We start from the raw sequence: 22,250 nt of genomic DNA on the forward strand, positions 1-22,250 counted from the left end.
GGGCCTAAATCTCCAAATCCCTGGCCCTAAGAAAGTGTAGTTAATGCTTAAAAATTAGCCAAACATGAAGTAGCTTAATCACCTCATTGCGTCTCATCCGCAGACTGTTTTGCCTTGTGTCTTAGTTGTTGTAACTCCAATAACAGCTCTTTATGAATGCCAGATAACCGAGGACGGGATTTTTCATCAAACGCCAACGGACGGCACAACGCCATTGCCTGATAGCCTAATCTGGCCGTTAACAAACCCGCCCCTAGACCCTGCCCTAAGCGCGCCGATAATTTTCCAGTCAACTCCACTGACAACAGTTGATTGCCAATATCCATCGCCAGTTCAGTTGTTCCTGCATACAAGATATTGAGCAGAATGCCGCGAAACAATCGAATGCGGCTCCAATACCCCAGCTTTATGCCATAACATTCTGCTATGCGACTGATCATTTTCTGGTTACGCCATAGCACCAGCGCCATATCAAGCATGGCAAACGGGCTGATGGCCAGTAATAAAGCTGACTCTGCGGCAAAATGTCGGACAATTTTCCGCGCAGCGCTATCGCGTTGACGCAGCACAATTGACTCGAATAACATCACCTGCTCGGCATCGTTCTGCTCCGCTGACAACAATTTCTCCAACTGCCGAATAGATGCAGCTGCTGACGTCGGCATGGCGGTGGTGATGTGGCGAATAAAAGGCACAGCTTCGCCCATCTGCATGCTGCCAAGTAAGCGCTCCCCTTGTACGCGGGCGTCTTCTACTTGCCGTAGCCGCCGCAATTGTTGCCACTCGACAACAGTTGTGTGGCCAGCCCATGCCAGCACAAAAGAGATAACAGCACTGTAAAATGCAAATAGCCATGGACTCTGTTGCCAGGCATCGGCTAACCCGAGTCCTGTCTGCACCAGCACCGCGGCCAACAAGCCTGTTAATGCCAACTTTGCCAGTACTGAGAGTTTTTTGGGCTGAAGTAACGCCCGCAGTGACGCTTGTTTGGTAGTTGAGTCTCCCTCCAATATTGCTTCTATATCAGCATCTTCTGTCACCGACAGTAACGAAGTTTCGCGGTCTTCAAACTGAACCTTATCACGTTGATACTCACGAAAAGGTCGCAGGTTATCGGTGCTACTGTGCTCAGGTGGTTGAGATTCCGCGACCTCTGCAGAGGTGACAATTTTGCGAGTCATTGCAGTTTATCTCCCAGCAGGAAGTTCAATAGATAGTCGAGGCGAATATGCTCAAAAGTCTGCCCTGGCTGCAATTGCGGCGGCGCGAAGTCACAAAAGCGAAAGCCCTGTTGCTGCCAAAAAGCAGCATCCGGCAATTGCCGTGGCACTTGTCCTGGATAAAGTGTAACCGGTTGTCGGTCACTAAGGCGATTACCAACAACCACCTCTTGTTCACCGTACTCACTGTCTCGGACCATTCCGGGTTTAGTGGCTCGAATGGCGCTGACGGCCATCGTTTCCACGGCACAGCCTGCACTGTCGGCAAAATTACGTCCAGGAGCCAGAATGGCATTTAACAGCGCCAGCACATTACCTTGTTGATCTCGGGTAATCTGGTCCACTTTACTAGCGGCAAACAACAAACGGTCGATTTTTGGGGCAAACAAGCGTCGCAATAAGCTGCGGCGACCAAAACGAAAGCTCTGGGTGATGGCGTTTAACGCTTTGGTCATGTCGTCAAACTGCGCCTTACCACGATTGAGTGCTGTGAAACAATCAACTAACACCAGTTGCCGATCAAATCCGGCAAAATAGTCGTGGTAAAACGGCTGGACAACCTTGGCTACATATTCCTGATAACGATGTTCCAAAATCTGGTAGATACTATTGCGACCAAAAGCATCTGCTGCGGTCAACTGTTCCGGAAGCAACGGGAAAAAACTCAAAATAGGCGCCCCAGCGAGGTCGCCAGGTAATAGCATTCGTCCCGGCTGAGCCAGATAAAATCCCTGTTGTTGCACCATATCTTGCAACAATCGTTGATAATGATTAGCTATCGCTGCGAGCAACTCATCACTGGCATCAGCCGCTGGCTGTAGCGCCATCACACTGGCCTTGAATTCATCATAAAATGGTGAACGATTTAAGTTAGTTGCCGTTGCCCAAATAGTACGACACCACTGCTGATAATCCTGTTCGAGCATGGGTAAATCCAGTAACCACTCACCAGGGTAATCGACAATATCCAAGAGTAATGTCGCACTGGCACCATTGAGCAGACGACCTCGAAATCCCTGCTTCGGGCGATATTTTATGGCAAGTCGTAACTCGCTGATATTCGTTGTAGAGGCAGGCCATTGTGCTTGCTCCCCGGTCAGTTGCGCCAACGCCGCATCATAAGCAAAGCTAGCCAGTTGCAGATCGGGTTGTAGTACCCGCTTGGTTTCCAGCAAACGGTGTTCCAGACACACCGTAAATAATGGCAATTGACTGGCATGTTCAGGGGAGGCATTGATCAGTTTGTTAATAATGGCGGTAATAAATGCGGTTTTACCGGCCCCCGCCAGCCCGGTTACCGCTAAACGTACATGCTGATCAGCCGTTCTATAGGTAAGTTCAAGGGCTTTGTTCTTTAGTTGCTGCCAGTGGCTCATAGCGCTCCCAAAAACAAAAGGGCGGTTATACCGCCCTCAATGAGGATTACAGGTTATTAATTTGGCGCTTCAACTCATACTGTTCTGAGGTGACGTAAGTTTCCATATCCCGCAATTTGCGTTCCAACCCGGCAAAACGTTGGTTCAGATCTCTGAGCGCTTGGGTAGCAGGTTCACCCGCTTGCCACACTTTTTTCTTAATCCCTAGCTCGCGATATTCCGAATCAAAGTCGCGTGGTGTCTCATCTAGGATCATCCATAGTGCCACATAAGCTACCACCATGACTGCGGAGCCTCCCAGCAGGAAGATAGAGACAACCGCCACTCTGACCAACCAGGTTTCGAGATTAAAGTAGTCGGCAATCCCGGCACATACCCCAGCAATTTTACCGTTACGCTTATTGCGATATAAGGTTTTTCTTTTATCTGTCATGGCGTTGCCTCCACTCTGGTGACTCAGCATCCAAAATAGACTCTAACGTGGTAATACGTTGGCTCATTTTTTCAGCTTTATCAACCAACTCATTGAGTTGTTTGAACTCTTCATCGGTCAGCCCCTTGCCCACCTGCCGCTTGCTGCGATAATGAAGAATCAGCCAGATGGGTGCCACAAAGATCATGAACAAAATCAGTGGTGCCATCAACAGATCCATATCCATAATTCACCTCAGCTCTATCTAATTGTTATTTTTCAGACTTGGCGACTTTGCCTTTCATTTTGGCTTTCAGTGCCGCCAGCTCTTCGCTGACTTCATCGTCGGCTTTTAAGGCTGCAAATTCAGCATCCAAACTGTTCTTTTTCCCGCCCAGTTCATAGGATTCCACTTCGGCTTCCAGCCCTTCAATGCGCCGCTCATACTGTTCAAACTTCAGCATAGCATTATCAATTTTGCTGGAGTCCAGCTGTTTTTTTACTTCCAAGCGCGAAGATGCTGACTGCTTACGGATAATAATAGTCTTCTGCCGAGCCTTGGCATCTGCCAGTTTTTCCTGCAATTGTCCTACTTCCTCTTTCAGGCGGACAATATGTTCTTCAACAACTTCCAACTCTTTTTCAAGGTTTTGTACTGTTGCTGCGACTTTCTGTTTTTCCACCAAAGCCGCCTTTGCTAAGTCTTCACGCTCTTTAGTTAGCGCCAGTTCGGCCTTTTCCTGCCAGTCCTGCACCTGAGTCTGCATTTTGGCAATGCGGCGCAGCAGTTCTTTTTTCTCGGCTAACACTTTGGCCGAAGTAGAACGGACTTCCACCAGAGTGTCTTCCATCTCCTGAATGATCAGGCGCACCATTTTTTCCGGATCTTCTGCTTTGTCTAACAAAGCACTGATATTGGAGTTAATGATGTCAGCGAAACGCGTAAAAATTCCCATAATCCTGTCCTCAAAAATTATTGTGGGTTGCGGACATTGTAATACAGATACCGTGCCAAGTTGTATATGTTATTATTTTTCATAATGTTAGATTAAAATAAAGTTTTTCTTTATTTATTTTTACCAGCCACATATTATGAATTTCACCACTTATTAGCGTTAAAGACCAACAGTTATCGTGAGCAGATCCTATCAGCAAGATAATCTTATCGGACAGTCCAACGCATTTCTGGAAGTGCTGGAGCACGTCTCTCAGCTGGCGCCGTTATCCAAACCCGTATTGATCATTGGCGAGCGCGGCACCGGCAAAGAGCTTATCGCCGAGCGTTTGCATTTTCTTTCACAGCGCTGGGAACAGAACTTTATCAAACTTAACTGCTCTTCGCTCAGTGAAAATTTACTCGAAAGTGAACTATTTGGTCATGAAGCTGGCGCCTTTACCGGCGCCCGTGCACGCCATGAAGGCCGCTTCGAACGGGCTGATGGTGGCACTTTATTTCTGGATGAACTGGCCAACACTTCCGGGCTGATCCAAGAAAAACTGCTACGGGTCATTGAATATGGCGAATATGAACGGGTTGGCGGCAGTAAAACGCTCACTGCTGATGTGCGGCTTATCTGTGCAGCAAACGAAGATTTGCCGTCTTTAGCCGAGGCAGGGGAATTTCGAGCTGATTTGTTGGACCGCTTGGCATTTGACGTGATCACCCTGCCACCGCTGCGCTACCGCCAGGAAGATATCTTGCCGTTGGCAGAACATTTCGCGCTTGGCATGGCTAAACAGCTCAAGCTGAAGCTCTTTCCTGGATTTACTAACAGCGCGGTGCATACATTATTGAATTATGAATGGCCGGGTAATATTCGTGAGTTAAAAAATACGGTTGAACGCAGTGTCTACCGCCACGGCAATGAAGAAAAACCGATCCGCGAAATTGTGCTGGATCCGTTTGACTCGCCCTATCGGCCACAACAGCGGATCCGTACCTTGTCGAGACAACCAGTCATTGCCACAGACACCACTGCAGCTAGCCCATCAGAGCCAGTATTACCGCTTAATGATGAACTCAGAACCATAAGTGAACCCAGTTCATTTGAATTCCCAGTGGATTTTAAGCAAAGCTGCGAAGCATTTGAGGTGGAATTGATCCAGAAAGCGCTGGTCGCCAGTCAGTTCAATCAGAAAAAAACCGCCGACCTATTACAACTCAGCTATCATCAACTACGCGGGATCCTCAAAAAATACAATTTGCTGGACAAAAACTGAGGGAATTGCCCAAGGCAACCTGACACTGTTAGAATTGCGGGTCAATGTACCGATAATTAGCAATGTGCAATGAATCTGCGGATGTTCAACACCAGGCCGACAACGCTTGCCGTTACGGGTATTTCACTGGTTAAAAGGCTACGATTGAGAATGCTCAGGTTCACAGGCAAGTTAAGACTGCGACTGTCAAGCTGCACACTGCTGGGGTTGGCACTGGTTGGTTGTGGCCCTCTGCCGGTGCCTTCGGGCTTGGTTTATTGTTCCGAAGGTAACCCTGAGTCTTTTAATCCACAAACAGTGACCTCTGGGACCACCATTGATGCCACCTCACATCAAATATATAACCGCCTCATTGATGATAACCCCTACACTGGCGAGTTCATCCCCGCGCTGGCGACATCCTGGCATGTCAGTAAAGATGGGTTGAATTACGATTTCGAGCTACGCCACGGCGTCAATTTCCAGGATCGTCCTTATTTCCATCCTACCCGCCAGTTTAATGCCGATGATGTTGTATTTTCGTTTGAACGGATCATCGACAAGAACAACCCATTCCATTTTGTATCACGCACCGGCTATCCTTTTTTTGAAAGCATTGGGTTCGAAAAACTAATCAAGCGGGTTGTTAAGCTCGACAGTGACAAAGTGCGCTTTGAGCTCAATTATCCTGACGCATCATTTATGGCCAACATGGCGACTGATTTTGCCGTGATCCTGTCAAAGGAATATGCCGACCAGTTGCAGGCATCTGGACATATGTCAGACATTGACAGCAAGGCGGTAGGCACCGGCCCATTTATGTTAGTGGATTACGTTAAGAACGAATATATCCGTTTCCGCCGCCATCCAGGTTATTGGGGCACCATTCCATCCGCTGATCAATTGGTGTTTGATATCACCCCTCGCAGCACCATTCGCCTATCGAAACTGATTGTGGGTGACTGCAGTATTTCCGCGCTCCCCAAAGCGGGAGAATTGCCAGTGGTGGCCGCTCATGAGAATCTGACACTTGAAAGTCAGCCAGGGATGAATGTGGCTTATTGGGCGTTCAACACCCGCAAGCCGCCGTTAGATAATATCAAAGTACGCCAAGCGTTGGCTTATGCCATTGATAAACAAAACTTGCTGCGCGCCGTATATCAGGATACCGCCGTTGAAGCTTCAGGTATTCTCCCGCCTTCATCTTGGGCGTATACGGGAACCGCTTTGGATTATCAATACAATCCGCAAAAAGCACGTGATCTACTAAAACAAGCGGGAATACGTAATCTCAGCATTGATATCTGGGCCATGCCAGTGGCACGTATTTATAACCCTAATTCTCAAAAAACGGCCGAGCTTATTCAAGCAGATTTGGCCGCCGTAGGCGTCAGGGCCAATATTGTAAGTTATGACTGGAGCGTATTTACCCGTAAATTATCCAGCAGTAACTATGATTCAGTGTTGATCGGCTGGAGTGCTGATAATAGCGACCCAGACAATTTTTATACCCCGTTGCTCAGTTGTGGCTCAGTGGCCTCAAAAAGTAATCGGTCAAACTGGTGTAATGCCCAGTACGATAAGCTGATAAACCGTGCCAAAGTGATTACCGATAAGGGCGAGCGTACCGAATTATATCGACAGGCAGAAGAAGTCATCGATGCGGAGGTACCATTAGTACCTTTAGCGTATGCAAAACGTATGTTACTCAAACACACAGATGCGCCGCCCATTCTGCTGATGCCATTTGGCGGCATAGGTTTTAATGATATGGGCAATAAGGGGCAGCAGTAATGGCTAATTATCTAATAAGACGCCTTAACCTGTTTATTGCGACTTCGTTGCTACTGATAGGGATTCTATTTTATGCCACCCATCTATTTCCGGTGGATCTGGGGTACGCCCTCAGTGGTATTCAATATCCAACCGATGCCCAAGAAGCCCAGATAATTGAGGATTACCGTCTGGACAAAGGCAGTGTGCGCCAGTTTCTTGCCTATACGGGCGAACGCCTGAGTGGCAACCTAGGCGTTTCGGTTACTTCAAAACGACCAATTTCAGAAGAGTTGCTACTCGCCTTACCTGCGTCCTTTGAGCTGGCATTTGTCGCTGGCCTCATTGCGTTGGTGTTCGGTGTTCCCTTGGGCGTTATTGCGGCGCTAACGCACCACTCAGCGCTGAAAAAATTTATTATGGCGGGCACGCTTACCGGTTATTCCATCCCAGTATTTTGGCTCGGACTGACGCTCGCTTTATGGTTTGGCGTAAAACTTGGCTGGCTGCCGATTTCCGGTCAAATTAATCTGCTTTATGAGATCCGTCCAGTCACAGGTTTTATGTTGCTGGATACCTTGCTATCGGACTCGCCTTACCGTATTGCCGCTTTTCGTGATGCCCTGCTACACATTATATTGCCTGCTGTTACGTTAGCCGTTTTACCGTTTACTGTGGTGGTGCGTATCACCCGCGCTGCCATGGTCAACGTGATGGGGCAAACCTATATTCGCGCAGCAGAAGCTCGTGGGTTGCCCTACTCTAAAATCGTACTACGCCATGCGCTTCCCAATGCGCTGATCCCGCTACTGAAGCACATAGGTCTGATGCTCGGCCCTTTTGCCAGTTACGCCATTGTGGTAGAAGTGATATTTTCCTGGCCTGGAATAGGTTCGTGGTTGGTTTCCGGTATCTATCAGCGTGATTACACCGTTATTCAAAGCGGTATCCTGGCGGTGGCATTGCTTATTGTGTTTTCCAGTATTCTGATAGAAGTGTTGTACACCTTAGCCAACCCGCTAAGCCGCAAGGAATTTTATGGCTCAAACTAAAATTTATCTGGATGATGCCATTCCCTCTCCAGCGATGAAAGTCTGGCGGGTTTTCGCATCTAAACCGCAGGCATTGGCAGGTTTATGGGGCGTGGGCATGCTGTTATTACTGACATTGGTCGGTCATTATCTTGCACCTTTCGCCGCAGAGTTCCAGGATCCCGATGCGCTGCTGTTACCGCCCTCTTGGAACAGCAACGGCACGGTGGAACATTTTCTGGGTACCGATGATCTGGGTCGCGATATTTTCAGCCGCCTGCTGTATGGTGTCCAACTCACATTTGGTACTGCGGTTGCTATCGTCAGTTCGGCCTTAGTCGTGGGTGTGATTATTGGCTCAATTTCGGGCATGATGAGTGGACTTAAATCCAGTATTCTCGGACATTTGCTGGATGCGCTGCTGTCTATTCCATCGCTACTAATGGCAATATTAGTGGTTGCAGTCACAGGCCCAGGGCTCAGTAATGTGTTCTGGGCGGTGGGGATCTCGCTGACGCCTCAGTTTGTACGCGCAATTCATCAGACGGTTCACGAAGAACTACAGAAAGAATATGTCACGGCGGCGCGGCTTGATGGTGCCAATGCCTTACAGATTTTCTGGTACGTCATTATGCCAAACGTTTGGGAAACTGTGATTATCCAAACAACACTGGCAGTTTCCGCGGCCATATTGGATATTGCAGCGTTAGGGTTCCTGAATCTGGGCGCTCAGGCGCCACAACCAGAATGGGGCACAATGGTGCTCCAGGGGCTAGATAGCTTCCTAACCGCCCCTTGGACTGTCACCATTCCAGGTTTGGCCATTTTGCTCAGTGTATTGTCCGTTAACCTCGTCGGCGATGGGCTGAGATCTGCGCTGACACCAATGAGAAACTGACGATGCCACTACTTGATATTCGCAATCTCACCATTGAACTTGCCACCCCGCATGGGCCGGTCAGAGCGTTAGAACGAGTCAGTCTTACCGTCAATGCTGGCGAAGTGCATGGGTTGATCGGTGAGTCAGGCTCAGGTCGCAGCATGTTAGCAAGGGCGATTCTGGGGCTTTATGAACCAAACTGGACCATCACCGCTGACCGTATGATGTGGGATGCTCAGAATCTGATGGATATGAATCGGCAGCAACGCCGCAGCCTGATGGGTGAAGATATTTCGATGATCTTTCAAGACCCGTCAGGAAGTTTTGATCCGGCGTTCACCGTAGGTCAACAGCTGCTAGAGGCTATTCCGCCAAATCGTAAGTTGCCATTCTGGCGCCGCCCACAGGAGCGGATGTATCTGGCACAGAAGTGGTTGCATAAAGTTGGGATAAAACACCCGCGTAAAGTGCTGTCAAGTTACCCATGGGAGTTATCAGAAGGCGAATGCCAAAAAGTCATGATAGCCATGGCACTGGCAAAACAGCCACGATTACTGATTGCTGACGAACCTACCGCGTCGATGGAGCCAAGCACACAAGCACAAATCTATCGGCTGCTGACACAGCTTAATCAGCTACAGAATGTCACGATTTTGCTGATAAGCCATGAACTGGACACCCTATCAAACTGGTGTAATCGCATGACAGTGTTGTACTGTGGTCAAGTGATGGAATCAGGGCCAACCGCCGACCTGCTGGAACAGCCAAACCATCCTTATACCAAGGCGCTACTGGATAACATGCCGGATTATACTAACCCTAAAATCCATAAGATCCTGATGCCGACCTTACCGGGGTCAGTGCCAGCGCTGCAGCATCTGCCCATCGGTTGTCGTCTTGGACCACGATGTCCAGAAGCACGCAGGAAATGTGTCACACAGCCACTGCTTTCACACTACAAAGACCGGTATTTTGCCTGTCATTTCCCGTATCAGAGCGAGCCGATAGAAGATGACCCCCTTGCTTAAAGTCAAAGACCTCAGCAAAACCTATTTCACGGGTTATCGTGGCTTCAAGCGCCAGTATGCTGAAGTGCTCAAACCTGTCTCCTTTGAACTCAACGCTGGTGAAACGCTGGCGATTGTCGGAGAAGCGGGTTCCGGAAAAAGTACCCTAGCGAGAATACTGGTGGGGGCTGAGTATCGCAGTGGAGGCGAGATTTTTTATCAAGGGCAAGAATGGGATAAGAAAAATCTCAAGCAGCGCTGCCGCTTAATTCGGATGATTTTTCAGGATCCTAACACCTCAATGAACCCCAGACTCACCATCGGCGAACTGCTAAATGAGCCATTGCGTTTTAACACTAAACTATCCCGCCAGGAGCGTCATGATTTAGTGGCAGAAACGTTGCGTAAAGTGGGATTGTTACCAGAGCATGGCGACTTTTATCCCAATATGATCTCCGAAGGTCAGAAACAACGAGTTGCGGTGGCCAGGGCACTAATGCTTGATCCTAAAATTATCATCGCTGATGAAGCCTTGAGTGCGCTGGATTTGTCTGTCCGGGCACAGATTCTTAATCTACTACTGAAGTTGCAGCGAGAGCTGGGACTGGCTTATATTTTTGTCAGCCATAACTTAAACGTGGTACGTCATGTCAGCGATAAAGTCCTCGTGTTACACAAAGGCATGATCGTTGAGTCTGCTACCACCGAGGAACTATTTGATAATCCGCAGCATGAATACACTCAAAGACTGCTGCAGGAACAGGCGCAGTTGAACCGCCGCAGGGGTTAAACAAACTGCTCCAACCACTGTCCGCTGACAGCTATTTACGCAAAAAAAAGTACCAATTGCAGCGGAAATACTTATCCTAGTGTCAATTTTGCTGGAAGAAGTTAACAAGATGATTATTAAACCCAAAATTCGTGGTTTCATTTGTACCACCACTCACCCACTTGGCTGTGAAGCCAATGTTCTGGAACAGATTAACTACACCAAAACTAAGGGACAGCTTGCTAACGGCCCCAAACGGGTTCTGGTAGTAGGCGCTTCCAGTGGTTATGGTTTGTCCTCAAGAATTGCTGCTGCCTTTGGTTCAGGGGCCGCCACTATCGGGGTATTTTTTGAAAAACCTGGCACTGAAGGCAAACCTGGCACCGCTGGCTGGTATAACTCTGCAGCATTCGACAAATTCGCCAAAGCTGAAGGTCTTTACGCTAAGAGCCTTAACTGTGATGCGTTCAGCCATGAAGCGAAAGCCAAAGTTGTTGAGCTGATCAAACAGGATTTAGGCCAGATAGACTTAGTGGTTTATTCGCTCGCCTCTCCCGTGCGTAAAATGCCCGATAGTGGCGAACTGGTGCGCTCCGCACTCAAACCGATTGGTAAGCCCTACACCTCTACAGCTGTCGATACCAACAAAGACACTATCATTGAAGCAACCGTAGAACCCGCAACTGAACAGGAAATTCAGGATACGGTGACCGTGATGGGCGGTCAGGACTGGGAATTGTGGTTGCATGCACTGGAAAAGGCCGGGGTATTGGCCGATGGCTGCAAGACCGTAGCATACAGTTACATAGGAACAGAGCTGACTTGGCCTATCTACTGGCATGGTGCACTTGGTAAAGCCAAAATGGACTTGGACAGAGCGGCACATGCACTGGACAGTGAGCTGGCCGTAAAAGGTGGTAGTGCCAATGTTGCCGTGTTAAAAAGCGTAGTCACTCAGGCCAGTTCTGCTATACCGGTGATGCCGCTATATATTGCTATGGTGTTCAAGAAGATGCGCGAACAAGGCCTCCATGAAGGCTGCATGGAGCAAATATACCGGCTGTTCAGTGAACGCTTGTATCGTGCTGATGGACAAAAACCTGCGACAGACGATGAAAACCGCTTACGCTTGGATGATTGGGAATTACGAGCAGATATTCAGCAGCACTGCCGTGATTTGTGGCCGCGAATTACCACAGAGAACCTCAGTGAGCTGACCGATTATCGTGAATATAAAGCTGAATTTCTGCGCTTGTTTGGTTTCGGTATCGAAGGAATTGATTATGAGCAGGACGTTAATCCGTTAGTAGAATTTGACGTTATCGAACTGTAACGACTAACGCCACCGCTAGGTGGCGTTTTTATTTCCAAATTCTACATAGGTGTTTCTATACTGTAATGGCTTACTGTCAACGAGAGGAAACCACAAGATGAAAGTCAGTGCACGTAACTGTTTAAGTGGCACCATTAAATCGATTGAAGTCGGTATGGTTAACAACGAAGTTGTCATAGAACTGGCACCGGGAGTCGAGATTACCGCAGTCGTGACTAAAGCCTCTGCTGAACGGCTCGGATTAACCGTGGGCAGCAGTGCCTATGCCCTGATCAAAGCGACCAGTGTTATGGTAGGTGTAGAAGATTAAACAAGGTGGTGGCGTTTTGCGCCACCAAATCCACTGATGACGCAAATCCCGACCTGGGCCGATATACTGGGGCCTGAGAAAACCCAAGAATACTTTGTTCGCACGTTGAATTTCATTGATGCAGAACGCGCCCAAAATAAACACATTTACCCCCCTAAAGCGGACACATTCAACGCCTTGCGCTATACACCGCTGGCACATGTCAAAGTGGTGATTTTAGGGCAAGACCCCTACCATGGACCTGGGCAAGCGCATGGACTGTGTTTTTCTGTCAAAGAAGGCGTAGCGCCACCACCATCACTACAGAATATCTTTCAGGAGTTGTGCCATACCATTCCGGGATTTAGCTATCCGACACATGGTGAACTTAGCGCCTGGGCTAGACAGGGCGTATTGCTACTTAACACTGTGCTCAGTGTTGAGGAAGGGAAAGCACATTCTCATGCCCATTTAGGTTGGGAGCAGTTTACCGATAAAGTCGTTGAAGCGGTAGATAACTACCAGCAAGGCGTAGCTTTTCTTTTATGGGGACGTCATGCGGGCGAAAAAGCACAACGCGTGAATACTCGTAAACATTTGGTACTTAAAGCCGCCCATCCCTCGCCATTATCGGCCAGTAAGGGGTTCTTCGGCTGTAATCACTTCAATTTGGCAAACCAATATCTGCAATCACAGGGAAAAACACCCATTAACTGGCAAATCTAATAAATTACCGCCATAAAAAAAGCCGACAACTGTCGGCTTTTCTCAGTATCAGATCTTAGTTAGCGGTATGATAACTTATATCGGCTTTGGCTTTCAGTAACTCAACCAATGCGCGGTAATCCGCTTCACTATATTGACTAGACAATCGCTGTTGTACTGCAGTCAACTGATCAGCAGGAACGCTATCCACATTGTGGATCTGATCCAGCACCACCACCGCATAGCCTTTCGCCAGCGCTACGGTATCAACACTCAAAGCATCTGCTTTTTTAGCCATTTCAAACGCTTTGGACACAACCGCTGGGTCAATATCACGTGCAGTACGAGTGACTGCTGAGTGGCTTTCCAGCGCCAAATCGCTTGCGCCTTGTTGTAACTTGCCTTTCAGCTCGTCTGCTTTAGCCTTAGCCAACTCATTCGCTTTCTGCTGTTTCAGGCGTTTTTCGATATCAGCTTTCACTTCATCGAACCCCATCAGCCCTGCTGGCTGATGTTTCTTAAGGCGAATCACCATGACATCATTGCTGCCAACTTCCAGCATATTACTGTTCATACCTGACAGCACGTCGCTGGAGAACGCAGCCTTCAAAATAGCAGGCTCGTTAAATGGCGCAGGTGCAGAGTCACGGCTAAACAGCTCTGTGGACTTCACGGTTGCATCAACTGCTTTCGCGGCTTCAGCGAGCGTGTCTGGCACTTCATAACTGGTATCGGACAATTTCTGCTGCAAACCATAGAACTGGTTAACCGCCTTATCCATCTTCAGTTTATCTAAAATCTTGTCTTTGACATCTGCAAAGGCGGCAATAACACTTGGCTGAATATCCAACACTTTAATGATGTGAAAGCCGTAGGAGGTTTGCACCACGTCAGAATATTCACCTTTCTTAAGTGCAAATAGCGCCTTGTCAAATTCCGGATCCATAACACCAGGTTCAAACCAACCTAGCTCACCACCCTTTTCAGCGCTCAGCGTATCTTTAGAATCCTGCTTAGCCAGCGCTGCAAAGTCGGCCCCATCTTGCAGTTGTTTATAGATAGCTTCAGCCTTGGCTTTTGCTGCTGCATCATCACCGGTAATCAGGATGTGAGCCGCCAGACGTTTCTCGACCGTTTTGTACTCTGCTTTATGTTCGTCATAGTATGCCTGTGCATCGGCATCGCTGACGTTGATCTTGTCTGCTAATGCCTTAGCACTTAACTCGACATATTCCAGACTCACCATTTCCGGCCGTTGGAACTGATCTGGATTAGCATCATAGAATTGTTTCAGTTCATCATCAGTGACTTTTACATCGCCAATAAATGGATCTGAATCCACTTTCAGTAAACGAATATCACGGGTCTGAGCCTGCAGTTTAGCTAACTGACTGGCCTCCCCTTTCAGCACAAACTCACTGCCGATAAGTGCATTAATCAGCTGACTACGGCTCATATCTGCGCGCATAGTTTCGCGGAAACTGGAGGGCGTGAAACCTAACTGCTGCAGCAGAGCCAGATATCGATCGTTATTAAACTGCCCATCTACCTGAAATGCAGGTTCATTGCGAATTGACTCTTTAATCTGTTCGTCAGAGACGCGCAGCCCCAGATCTTTTGCCGCCTGATCTAACAGCCGCTGCGCAATGAGACGCTGCAATACGCCCTGTTTAACATTGGCTAGGTAGGCGTCGTTGCCGGACAGCGCATCGAACATGTCACCTAACTGTTGCTGAAGACGATTTTTCTCGTTCTGGTATGCTTTTTCCAGCTCGGCCTGGGATATATCTTCGCCATTCACCGTCGCCGCAGCCGACTGCGAAGAACGACCCAAGTAGCTGCTGACACCGGCAAACGCAAAAGATAGGATCACCAGTACCAAAATGATTTTGGCAATGGCGCTTTGTGCTCCGTCGCGGATTTTATCTAACATCAGTGGTCTCGCTTATGCGATAAATTCTAAAAAAAAGACGCATCACTGAAGGGATGCGCCTATCTGTAATGATTAGTGGAGTGTATCAAGAGACGCTGCACCAGCTTCATAAAACACTCCAGACAGGATGTAACTCGCTGTCCTTCAGTCCGTAAAAAGCACTGCAATTGGCAGTGCTATTACAGAAGCCTTACAAAGGCTGCTATGACGAATTAGTTTACTGCGTCCTTCAGAGCCTTGCCTGCTTTAAAAGCAGGAATTTTAGCGGCTGCAATTTTGATCTCTTTCCCAGTCTGTGGGTTGCGACCAGTACGCTCAGCGCGCTCACGTACTTCAAAAGTACCGAAACCAACAAGAGAAATCTTTTCGCCGTCTTTCAGACCTTCGGTCACAGCAGCGATAAAGGAATCCAGTGCACGGCCAGCAGCGGCTTTGGAAATATCAGCACCAGAAGCGATTTTCTCGATTAGTTCAGATTTGTTCATGTCATCCCCTTGAATGTAATTTTATGCGCCGCAACCAAGTCCTTATCTAGAGCGGTCTGCGGAGGCTTTTATAACAAGCTTGATTTGAAAGTTCAAGCCCCGTAGGAAAACCAAAATTATGAAATCGGATACAGCTCAAAGCCAGTCACTCCAAGGGATTGGAGCGACTGGCTCTCCACGAACCTAGGCTACCACAGCTCGGGACTTTGTTAAGCACCTTTTTTCATTTTTTTTCAGCTGGCTGGACAATTTTTTGCGTCAGCCCATACTTTTTACAACTTCAAAGCCTTCGACAGGTCTTTCCAGCGCAAATTTAAGCACTTCGTCAATCCAGCGTACCGGTTTTATCGCCAAATCTGCGATTACATTTGCCGGAATTTCTTCCAAGTCGCGTTCGTTCTCTTTGGGGATCAGTACCAATTTAATACCACCACGATGTGCGGCTAGCAGTTTCTCTTTGAGTCCACCAATTGGCAATACTTCCCCTCGCAAGGTAATTTCACCAGTCATAGCGACATCCGCTCGCACCGGGTTACCGGTCAGACTTGAGACCAAGGCCGTACACATTGCAGCTCCAGCAGATGGGCCGTCTTTAGGCGTAGCACCTTCCGGCACATGCACATGGATATCGCGTTTTTCATAAAAATCCGCATTGATACCCAATTGCTCAGAACGCGCTCTCACCACTGTCAACGCCGCCTGGATGGATTCCTGCATCACGTCCCCAAGGGAGCCGGTATATGTCAGTTTGCCTTTACCTGGCACGGAAGTGGCTTCAATCGTTAGCAAGTCACCACCAACTTCGGTCCAGGCCAATCCAGTCACTTGTCCTACCTGATTACGAGATTCGGCCTTACCATAATCGAAGCGCTGCACGCCAAGGAAAGACTTAAGGTTCTCCTGGTTCACATCCACATGCTTAACGCTCTTATCGAGCAAAATCTGCTTCACTACTTTACGGCAGATCTTGGACAACTCACGTTCTAATGCACGCACCCCAGCTTCACGGGTGTAATAACGGATAATGCCGACAATGGCGCTGTCTTCAACATTGATCTCATGTGGCTTCAGACCGTTACGCTCTATCTGTTTCGGCAATAGATGTTGTTTGGCAATGTTGAGTTTTTCGTCTTCGGTATAACCGGATAACCGAATAACTTCCATACGATCCAGCAACGGCCCCGGAATATTCATCGAATTCGACGTTGCTACAAACATCACATCTGACAGGTCATAATCAACTTCCAGATAATGATCGTTAAAGGTTGAATTCTGTTCAGGATCCAATACTTCAAGCAAGGCGGAAGCTGGATCACCGCGCATGTCTGAACTCATCTTGTCGATTTCATCAAGCAAGAATAGCGGGTTCTTCACCCCAACTTTAGACATTTTCTGGATAATCTTGCCGGGCATAGAACCGATATAAGTACGACGATGCCCACGGATTTCCGCTTCGTCGCGCACCCCGCCTAACGCCACGCGCACATATTTACGTCCGGTGGCCTTGGCGATGGATTGTCCCAGCGAAGTCTTACCCACCCCTGGCGGGCCAACCAAACACAAAATGGGGCCTTTAAGTTGTTTTACCCGGCTCTGTACCGCCAGATATTCCAAAATACGTTCTTTAACCTTTTCCAAGCCATAGTGGTCAGTATCTAACACCACCTCAGCTTTGGAGAGATCACGCTTTATCTTGGAGCGCTGTTTCCAAGGGACTGAGGTCATCCAATCCACATAACTGCGCACTACGGTGGCTTCAGCAGACATGGGGGACATCATGCGCAGCTTGTTTAACTCAGCAGTTGCCTTCTCTTTGGCTTCTTCTGGCATGCCTGCTTCTTCAATCTTGCGACTGAGAACTTCAAATTCGTCATGCCCTTCATCAAGATCGCCGAGCTCTTTCTGAATCGCCTTCATCTGCTCATTCAGATAGTACTCGCGCTGACTTTTTTCCATCTGTTTCTTGACACGAGAGCGGATGCGTTTTTCCACCTGCAACAGGTCGATTTCCGCTTCCATGGTGGCCATCAGATATTCCAGCCGTTCACCGACGTTTACCATCTCAAGAACTGCTTGTTTATCTTGCAGTTTCAAAGGCATATGTGCTGCCATGGTGTCAGCAAGCCGATCTGCCTCTTCGATACCGCTAAGAGACGTCAGCACTTCTGGCGGTATTTTCTTGTTGAGTTTGATATAGCCTTCAAACTGACCGATAGCACTGCGCACCAGCACTTCTTCTTCGCGCTCTTCCAGCGGTTCCGATTCCAGATAATGTGCCGTTGCAATAAAGAACTCATCTTCTTGGATGTAACGCTCTAGCTTGGCACGACGACCACCTTCAACCAGCACCTTAACCGTACCATCCGGCAACTTTAACAACTGCAGAATAGAGGCGACGGTGCCTACATCAAAGATATCATCGGCAGTTGGTTCATCAAGATCAGCATCACGCTGAGCCACCAGAATAATCTGCTTATCCTGGGCCATTGCCGATTCTAGACAACGGATGGACTTTTCTCGTCCGACGAATAACGGAATTACCATATGGGGATATACCACCACATCTCTCAGTGGCAGCACGGGTAATTCGATTCGCGCTTCACGCTCTATGGTCATAGTTCGATTCCGTTTTTAGTTAACTATATTACTGTGAGTATATTGGGGCGTGTTTATGGCTTTCAATGGCAAATATAAAAAAAGGAGCCACGAGGACTCCCTTTATTTTATGAAGATAAACACATGCTTATTTAGTGTTCGCCAGAGGCCGCCTGAGACTCATTACTTTCATAAATCAGGATAGGTGCAGACTCACCTTTTACCACAGATTCATCTACCACGACTTTTGCTACATTCTTTAACGATGGCAGATCGTACATGGTATTCAGCAAAATGGCCTCCACAATAGAACGCAGTCCACGGGCACCAGTCTTCCTTGCCATTGCTTTTTGGGCAATGGCTTTCAGCGCATCTTCACGGAATTCCAGCTCAACATTTTCCATCTCAAATAAGGTGGCAAACTGTTTAGTAATGGCATTCTTAGGCTCTGATAAAATTTGCACCAAAGCGGCTTCATCCAGCTCTGATAAGGTAGCAACTACTGGCAAACGGCCAATAAATTCAGGGATAAGCCCGTACTTGACCAAATCTTCAGGTTCAACATCTAACAAGGTATCGCTGATATTTTTCTTGTCTGCCTGGCCTTTCACCTGGGCGCCAAAGCCAATACCACTGCCAACATGGGAACGCTGTTCGATGACCTTTTCTAAGCCAGCAAACGCCCCACCGCAGATAAACAGAATACGCGAGGTATCCACTTGTAGGAATTCCTGCTGCGGATGTTTGCGCCCGCCTTGTGGTGGTACGGCCGCAACCGTGCCTTCTATCAACTTTAACAGCGCCTGCTGTACGCCCTCACCGGAAACGTCACGGGTAATAGACGGGTTGTCAGACTTGCGACTGATCTTGTCTATTTCATCAATATACACGATACCGCGCTGCGCCTTTTCCACATCATAGTCGCACTTCTGCAGCAGTTTCTGGATAATGTTTTCAACGTCTTCCCCCACATAACCAGCTTCAGTCAACGTCGTGGCATCCGCCATGGTAAAGGGGACATCGAGAAAGCGCGCCAACGTTTCAGCCAGTAAGGTTTTTCCACTACCAGTGGGGCCTATTAACAGAATATTGCTCTTGCTAAGCTCGACCCCATCTTTGGGTACCGCGTGTTTTAGACGTTTATAGTGGTTGTAGACTGCAACAGATAGCACTTTTTTTGCCTGTTCCTGACCAATAACATAATCGTCCAGATGTGCCCGCAGTTCATGCGGTGTAGGCAATTTATCGTGATCTCTCTTTGGCGAGATATCCTTGATTTCTTCACGAATGATGTCGTTGCATAACTCAACACACTCATCACATACGTATACAGAAGGGCCGGCAATAAGTTTACGTACTTCATGCTGACTCTTGCCGCAGAAAGAGCAGTACAGCAGTTTACCGTTATCACCGTTGCCTTTATTGTCACCCATTACTATTCCTCATCTGCAGTGCAACATCTTGGCACCGCTTATCGCTACTCTCTGAGCATAGCCCAGCAAACAGCAAAATTCAGCCTTTAGCTATATTTATCAGTCGCGCTTGCTGATAACTGAGTCCACTAAACCATATTCCATCGCTTGAATGGCACTCATAAAATTATCGCGATCAGTGTCCCGTTCGATCACTTCCAGCGGTTGACCTGTGTGCTCAGACAGGATTTGGTTCAATTTGTTTTTAATCCCAAGGATTTCTTGAGCATGGATGGCGATATCAGAAGCTTGCCCCTGAAAACCACCTAAGGGCTGATGGATCATCACCCGAGCATTAGGTAAACAGTGGCGTTTACCTTTAGCGCCGCCCGCTAACAAAAACGCGCCCATACTGGCCGCCTGACCAATACAAACCGTGCTGACATCTGGCTTAATGAACTGCATGGTGTCATAGATGGCCATACCTGCAGTTACCGAACCACCAGGAGAATTGATATAGAGGGAGATCTCTTTATCAGGATTTTCCGATTCGAGAAACAGCAACTGGGCAACGATCAGATTAGCCATATGTTCTTCAACCTGACCAACCAGAAAAATCACTCGCTCTTTCAACAAACGAGAATAAATATCGTAAGAACGTTCACCTTTAGCAGTTTGTTCCACCACCATAGGGATCAACGCATTCATAATGGATTCCGGTGCTTTGTGCATTCCTGATATTCCCTGATAAAAAATGGCCCGCATGAGGGACCTCATACGGGCCATTATAAATGGCTAACGGCTTAACAAGTCAAGCGCAGCTTAGGCACGACCGGCAGCCTTGTTCATAAAATCTTCAAAAGCAACAGTCTTTTCGGTCACTTTGGCAGATTTCAAAATAACTTCAACAGCTTGTTCTTCCAGCGCCAAATTACGCATACTCTGCATCAGCTCTTTATTGCTGTTGTAATATGCAATGACTTCTTTCGGATCTTCGTATGCAGAAGCCATAGAAGCAATCAGTGTTTGCACCCGTTCATCTTCTGGTTGCAGTTCGTTAGTTCTGATCACTTCACCCAGCAACAGCCCGATTTTTACACGACGTTCGGCTTGTTCAGTGAACAGCTCGGCTGGCAATTCTGGCATCTGCGCATTATTACCGCCAAAACGCTGCAGAGCCTGACGGCGCAACGCATCAACTTCACCATCCACTAAGGCTTTCGGCAGTTCAACTTCATTACCCGCCAGCAGACCGTTAAGCACTTGCTCTTTAACATTACCCTTCAATGCCTGTTGCAGCTCGCGTTCCATATTCTTGCGGATTTCCGCTTTCAGCGCATCGATACCGCCTTCAGTAATGCCAAAACGGCTAGCAAATTCATCGTTGATTTCTGGCAGTTCAGCGCCTTTCACTTCTTTCAGAGTGATCGCAAATTTGGCGGCTTTACCTTTGAGATTTTCAGCGTGATATTCTTCTGGGAAGTTCACGTCAATGTCGAATTCTTCACCTGCTTTATGGCCTTTAATGCCTTCTTCAAAGCCAGGGATCATGCGGCCACTACCGAGCTGCAGTTCGAAATCTTCGGCTTTACCACCTTCAAATTCCTCACCGTCGATGCTACCCACAAAATTGATAACCACTTTATCGCCGTCTTCGGCTGCGCGTTCTACCGCAGCATAAGTTGCGTTCTGCTTGCGCAGGGTTTCAATCATGTTGTCAACGTCGGCGTCCAGTACTTCGGCCACTGGCTGTTCAACTTCGATGATATCCAGGCCTTTCAGTTCAACGTCTGGATACACTTCAAAAGTGGCAGTAAATTCAAAATTCTCTGCGTTGTTAGCACCTGGCACCAGTGTTGGTGCGCCAGCGGGATTCAGTTTCTCAGCGATAATGGCTTCGACAAAGTTACGTTGCATCACTTCACCAGTGATGTCTTGGCGAATGGCCTTGCCATAACGTTTTTCAATCACACTTGCAGGAACTTTACCTGGGCGGAAACCGGGAATACGGGCACGCTTGGCTTCACGTTGCAGACTGTCTTTAACCAATTTCTCGATCTGCTCGGCGGGAACAGAAATGGTCAGGCGACGCTCCAGGCCTTGGGTTGTTTCAACAGAAACTTGCATTGTTTTACCTCGAAATGTGTCTAACGTCCTTTTAATAGCCGAACTCATTCAACTATTCAGGTATTCGTCTCTTGATCTTGTATTTGACTGGAATGCCCATCACAACTGAATTGCGGCTCCGGTCGCACAATGTTCGTAGTTATCAAGACGCAGCATTATATCGATGGTTATCTATTGAGTCGAGCCACATTGGCCCGAGAAAGGCATAAAAAAAGCGACCCTAGGTCGCTTTTTTTAAATCAATAATGGGGTGACTGATGGGGCTCGAACCCACGACAACCGGAATCACAATCCGGGACTCTACCAACTGAGCTACAGTCACCATTGAAATTGGTACGCCCGGCAGGATTCGAACCTGCGACCATCCGCTTAGAAGGCGGATGCTCTATCCAACTGAGCTACGGGCGCAGGGTCTGCAGGCTATGCCTGCATCCTAACCAGGCCAGACAACGCATTGACGCTATCTAAAATTTGGTCGGTGATAGAGGATTCGAACCTCTGACCCTCTGGTCCCAAACCAGATGCGCTACCGGACTGCGCTAATCACCGAGAACTGTTCTGATCATCTTTACAGCAGCAAAAACTGAGGCTAAACACCTATTATTTACCGCGTGTCTCAAGAACGGAGCGCATCTTAGCGACTCACCCTAAGAGCGTCAATCATTTTTTTGGTGGTGCTTACCAGCTGCTGTTTTTTAATGCGC

At 48.0% G+C, this 22,250-nt stretch carries 20 protein-coding genes and 3 tRNA genes; 9 read left to right on the forward strand and 14 right to left on the reverse strand.

Annotation, left to right across the window (positions count from 1 at the left end):
• Nucleotides 1–83: 83 nt before the first annotated feature.
• Genes IE064_RS01460 through pspA form a run of 5 tightly spaced genes read right to left on the reverse strand, consistent with a single transcriptional unit; the run spans nt 84 to nt 3,964 of the window.
• Nucleotides 84–1,181 (reverse strand): TIGR01620 family protein, encoded by a 1,098-nt coding sequence (locus IE064_RS01460; protein ID WP_189615754.1) that lies wholly within the window; start codon nt 1,179–1,181, stop codon nt 84–86.
• Nucleotides 1,178–2,596, reverse strand: a complete 1,419-nt coding sequence (locus IE064_RS01465) for a YcjX family GTP-binding protein (protein ID WP_189615756.1) — start codon at nt 2,594–2,596, stop codon at nt 1,178–1,180. Before IE064_RS01465 ends, IE064_RS01460 begins: the two co-directional genes overlap by 4 nt.
• Before the next feature lie 46 nt (nt 2,597–2,642).
• Nucleotides 2,643–3,029, reverse strand: coding sequence for an envelope stress response membrane protein PspC (gene pspC / locus IE064_RS01470; RefSeq protein ID WP_189615758.1), 387 nt, complete (start codon nt 3,027–3,029; stop codon nt 2,643–2,645).
• Nucleotides 3,019–3,255 (reverse strand): envelope stress response membrane protein PspB, encoded by a 237-nt coding sequence (pspB, locus tag IE064_RS01475; protein WP_133037645.1) that lies wholly within the window; start codon nt 3,253–3,255, stop codon nt 3,019–3,021. Before pspB ends, pspC begins: the two co-directional genes overlap by 11 nt.
• 25 nt (nt 3,256–3,280) lie before the next feature.
• Complete coding sequence (pspA, locus tag IE064_RS01480) at nt 3,281–3,964, reverse strand: phage shock protein PspA (RefSeq protein ID WP_189615760.1); 684 nt, start codon at nt 3,962–3,964, stop codon at nt 3,281–3,283.
• A 178-nt stretch (nt 3,965–4,142) separates the two neighbouring features.
• Here pspA and pspF point away from each other — a divergent pair, with 178 nt between their 5' ends.
• The 9 genes from pspF (at nt 4,143) to ung (ending at nt 13,015) form a co-directional block, all read left to right on the forward strand.
• Nucleotides 4,143–5,228: a phage shock protein operon transcriptional activator gene (pspF, locus tag IE064_RS01485; RefSeq protein ID WP_189615762.1), complete on the forward strand. Its 1,086-nt coding sequence runs from the start codon at nt 4,143–4,145 to the stop codon at nt 5,226–5,228.
• 150 nt (nt 5,229–5,378) lie between these two features.
• Nucleotides 5,379–7,001, forward strand: a complete 1,623-nt coding sequence (locus IE064_RS01490; protein WP_189615763.1) for an ABC transporter substrate-binding protein — start codon at nt 5,379–5,381, stop codon at nt 6,999–7,001.
• A complete protein-coding gene (locus IE064_RS01495) occupies nt 7,001–8,032 on the forward strand; it encodes an ABC transporter permease (RefSeq protein ID WP_189615765.1) in 1,032 nt (343 codons plus the stop codon). Before IE064_RS01490 ends, IE064_RS01495 begins: the two co-directional genes overlap by 1 nt.
• A complete protein-coding gene (locus tag IE064_RS01500) occupies nt 8,019–8,909 on the forward strand; it encodes an ABC transporter permease subunit (protein ID WP_189615766.1) in 891 nt (296 codons plus the stop codon). Before IE064_RS01495 ends, IE064_RS01500 begins: the two co-directional genes overlap by 14 nt.
• A 2-nt stretch (nt 8,910–8,911) precedes the next feature.
• Nucleotides 8,912–9,919 carry an oligopeptide/dipeptide ABC transporter ATP-binding protein gene (locus tag IE064_RS01505; protein WP_189615774.1) on the forward strand — a complete coding sequence of 336 codons (1,008 nt, stop codon included), beginning with the start codon at nt 8,912–8,914 and terminating at the stop codon, nt 9,917–9,919.
• Nucleotides 9,903–10,688 (forward strand): peptide ABC transporter ATP-binding protein, encoded by a 786-nt coding sequence (locus IE064_RS01510; RefSeq protein WP_133037652.1) that lies wholly within the window; start codon nt 9,903–9,905, stop codon nt 10,686–10,688. The genes IE064_RS01505 and IE064_RS01510 overlap by 17 nt, the downstream gene beginning before the upstream one ends.
• 109 nt (nt 10,689–10,797) lie before the next feature.
• A complete protein-coding gene (gene fabV / locus IE064_RS01515) occupies nt 10,798–12,000 on the forward strand; it encodes an enoyl-ACP reductase FabV (RefSeq protein WP_189616004.1) in 1,203 nt (400 codons plus the stop codon).
• 97 nt (nt 12,001–12,097) lie between these two features.
• Complete coding sequence (locus IE064_RS01520) at nt 12,098–12,310, forward strand: TOBE domain-containing protein (RefSeq protein WP_189615776.1); 213 nt, start codon at nt 12,098–12,100, stop codon at nt 12,308–12,310.
• Nucleotides 12,311–12,346: 36 nt separating this feature from the next.
• Complete coding sequence (ung, locus tag IE064_RS01525) at nt 12,347–13,015, forward strand: uracil-DNA glycosylase (RefSeq protein ID WP_189615778.1); 669 nt, start codon at nt 12,347–12,349, stop codon at nt 13,013–13,015.
• Nucleotides 13,016–13,070: 55 nt separating this feature from the next.
• Here the strand turns inward: ung and ppiD are convergent, their stop codons facing one another.
• The 9 genes from ppiD to IE064_RS01570 form a co-directional block, all read right to left on the reverse strand.
• Nucleotides 13,071–14,927 carry a peptidylprolyl isomerase gene (gene ppiD / locus IE064_RS01530; RefSeq protein ID WP_189615780.1) on the reverse strand — a complete coding sequence of 619 codons (1,857 nt, stop codon included), beginning with the start codon at nt 14,925–14,927 and terminating at the stop codon, nt 13,071–13,073.
• 212 nt (nt 14,928–15,139) lie between these two features.
• On the reverse strand, nt 15,140–15,412 hold the full coding sequence (hupB, locus tag IE064_RS01535) for a nucleoid-associated protein HU-beta (RefSeq protein WP_133037656.1): 273 nt from the start codon (nt 15,410–15,412) through the stop codon (nt 15,140–15,142).
• A gap of 258 nt (nt 15,413–15,670) precedes the next feature.
• Nucleotides 15,671–18,028 (reverse strand): endopeptidase La, encoded by a 2,358-nt coding sequence (gene lon, locus IE064_RS01540; RefSeq protein WP_189615782.1) that lies wholly within the window; start codon nt 18,026–18,028, stop codon nt 15,671–15,673.
• A gap of 131 nt (nt 18,029–18,159) precedes the next feature.
• Nucleotides 18,160–19,440, reverse strand: a complete 1,281-nt coding sequence (gene clpX, locus IE064_RS01545) for an ATP-dependent protease ATP-binding subunit ClpX (protein WP_189615785.1) — start codon at nt 19,438–19,440, stop codon at nt 18,160–18,162.
• A 99-nt stretch (nt 19,441–19,539) separates the two neighbouring features.
• Nucleotides 19,540–20,151 (reverse strand): ATP-dependent Clp endopeptidase proteolytic subunit ClpP, encoded by a 612-nt coding sequence (gene clpP, locus IE064_RS01550; RefSeq protein ID WP_133037659.1) that lies wholly within the window; start codon nt 20,149–20,151, stop codon nt 19,540–19,542.
• A 90-nt stretch (nt 20,152–20,241) separates the two neighbouring features.
• Nucleotides 20,242–21,546 carry a trigger factor gene (gene tig, locus IE064_RS01555; protein WP_189615787.1) on the reverse strand — a complete coding sequence of 435 codons (1,305 nt, stop codon included), beginning with the start codon at nt 21,544–21,546 and terminating at the stop codon, nt 20,242–20,244.
• Nucleotides 21,547–21,792: 246 nt separating this feature from the next.
• A tRNA-His gene (locus IE064_RS01560) sits at nt 21,793–21,868 on the reverse strand.
• A gap of 9 nt (nt 21,869–21,877) precedes the next feature.
• Nucleotides 21,878–21,954, reverse strand: a tRNA-Arg gene (locus tag IE064_RS01565).
• 64 nt (nt 21,955–22,018) lie between these two features.
• Nucleotides 22,019–22,095 (reverse strand) — tRNA-Pro (locus tag IE064_RS01570).
• Nucleotides 22,096–22,250 lie beyond the last annotated feature (155 nt).

Source organism: Shewanella fodinae (genome assembly GCF_014651955.1).
Taxonomy (GTDB): Bacteria; Pseudomonadota; Gammaproteobacteria; order Enterobacterales; family Shewanellaceae; genus Shewanella; species Shewanella fodinae.

Bases quoted from the DNA above. Each gene is read 5' to 3' on its own strand.
- pspA (WP_189615760.1), bottom strand. From the start codon at position 3,964: ATGGGAATTTTTACGCGTTTCGCTGACATCATTAACTCCAATATCAGT.
- lon (WP_189615782.1), bottom strand. From the start codon at position 18,028: ATGACCATAGAGCGTGAAGCGCGAATCGAATTACCCGTGCTGCCACTG.
- hupB (WP_133037656.1), bottom strand. From the start codon at position 15,412: ATGAACAAATCTGAACTAATCGAGAAAATCGCTTCTGGTGCTGATATT.
- IE064_RS01495 (WP_189615765.1), top strand. From the start codon at position 7,001: ATGGCTAATTATCTAATAAGACGCCTTAACCTGTTTATTGCGACTTCG.
- IE064_RS01505 (WP_189615774.1), top strand. From the start codon at position 8,912: ATGCCACTACTTGATATTCGCAATCTCACCATTGAACTTGCCACCCCG.
- IE064_RS01520 (WP_189615776.1), top strand. From the start codon at position 12,098: ATGAAAGTCAGTGCACGTAACTGTTTAAGTGGCACCATTAAATCGATT.
- pspB (WP_133037645.1), bottom strand. From the start codon at position 3,255: ATGGATATGGATCTGTTGATGGCACCACTGATTTTGTTCATGATCTTT.
- fabV (WP_189616004.1), top strand. From the start codon at position 10,798: ATGATTATTAAACCCAAAATTCGTGGTTTCATTTGTACCACCACTCAC.
- IE064_RS01490 (WP_189615763.1), top strand. From the start codon at position 5,379: ATGCTCAGGTTCACAGGCAAGTTAAGACTGCGACTGTCAAGCTGCACA.
- clpX (WP_189615785.1), bottom strand. From the start codon at position 19,440: ATGGGTGACAATAAAGGCAACGGTGATAACGGTAAACTGCTGTACTGC.
- pspC (WP_189615758.1), bottom strand. From the start codon at position 3,029: ATGACAGATAAAAGAAAAACCTTATATCGCAATAAGCGTAACGGTAAA.
- IE064_RS01500 (WP_189615766.1), top strand. From the start codon at position 8,019: ATGGCTCAAACTAAAATTTATCTGGATGATGCCATTCCCTCTCCAGCG.
- IE064_RS01460 (WP_189615754.1), bottom strand. From the start codon at position 1,181: ATGACTCGCAAAATTGTCACCTCTGCAGAGGTCGCGGAATCTCAACCA.
- IE064_RS01465 (WP_189615756.1), bottom strand. From the start codon at position 2,596: ATGAGCCACTGGCAGCAACTAAAGAACAAAGCCCTTGAACTTACCTAT.
- ppiD (WP_189615780.1), bottom strand. From the start codon at position 14,927: ATGTTAGATAAAATCCGCGACGGAGCACAAAGCGCCATTGCCAAAATC.
- ung (WP_189615778.1), top strand. From the start codon at position 12,347: ATGACGCAAATCCCGACCTGGGCCGATATACTGGGGCCTGAGAAAACC.
- clpP (WP_133037659.1), bottom strand. From the start codon at position 20,151: ATGCACAAAGCACCGGAATCCATTATGAATGCGTTGATCCCTATGGTG.
- tig (WP_189615787.1), bottom strand. From the start codon at position 21,546: ATGCAAGTTTCTGTTGAAACAACCCAAGGCCTGGAGCGTCGCCTGACC.
- IE064_RS01510 (WP_133037652.1), top strand. From the start codon at position 9,903: ATGACCCCCTTGCTTAAAGTCAAAGACCTCAGCAAAACCTATTTCACG.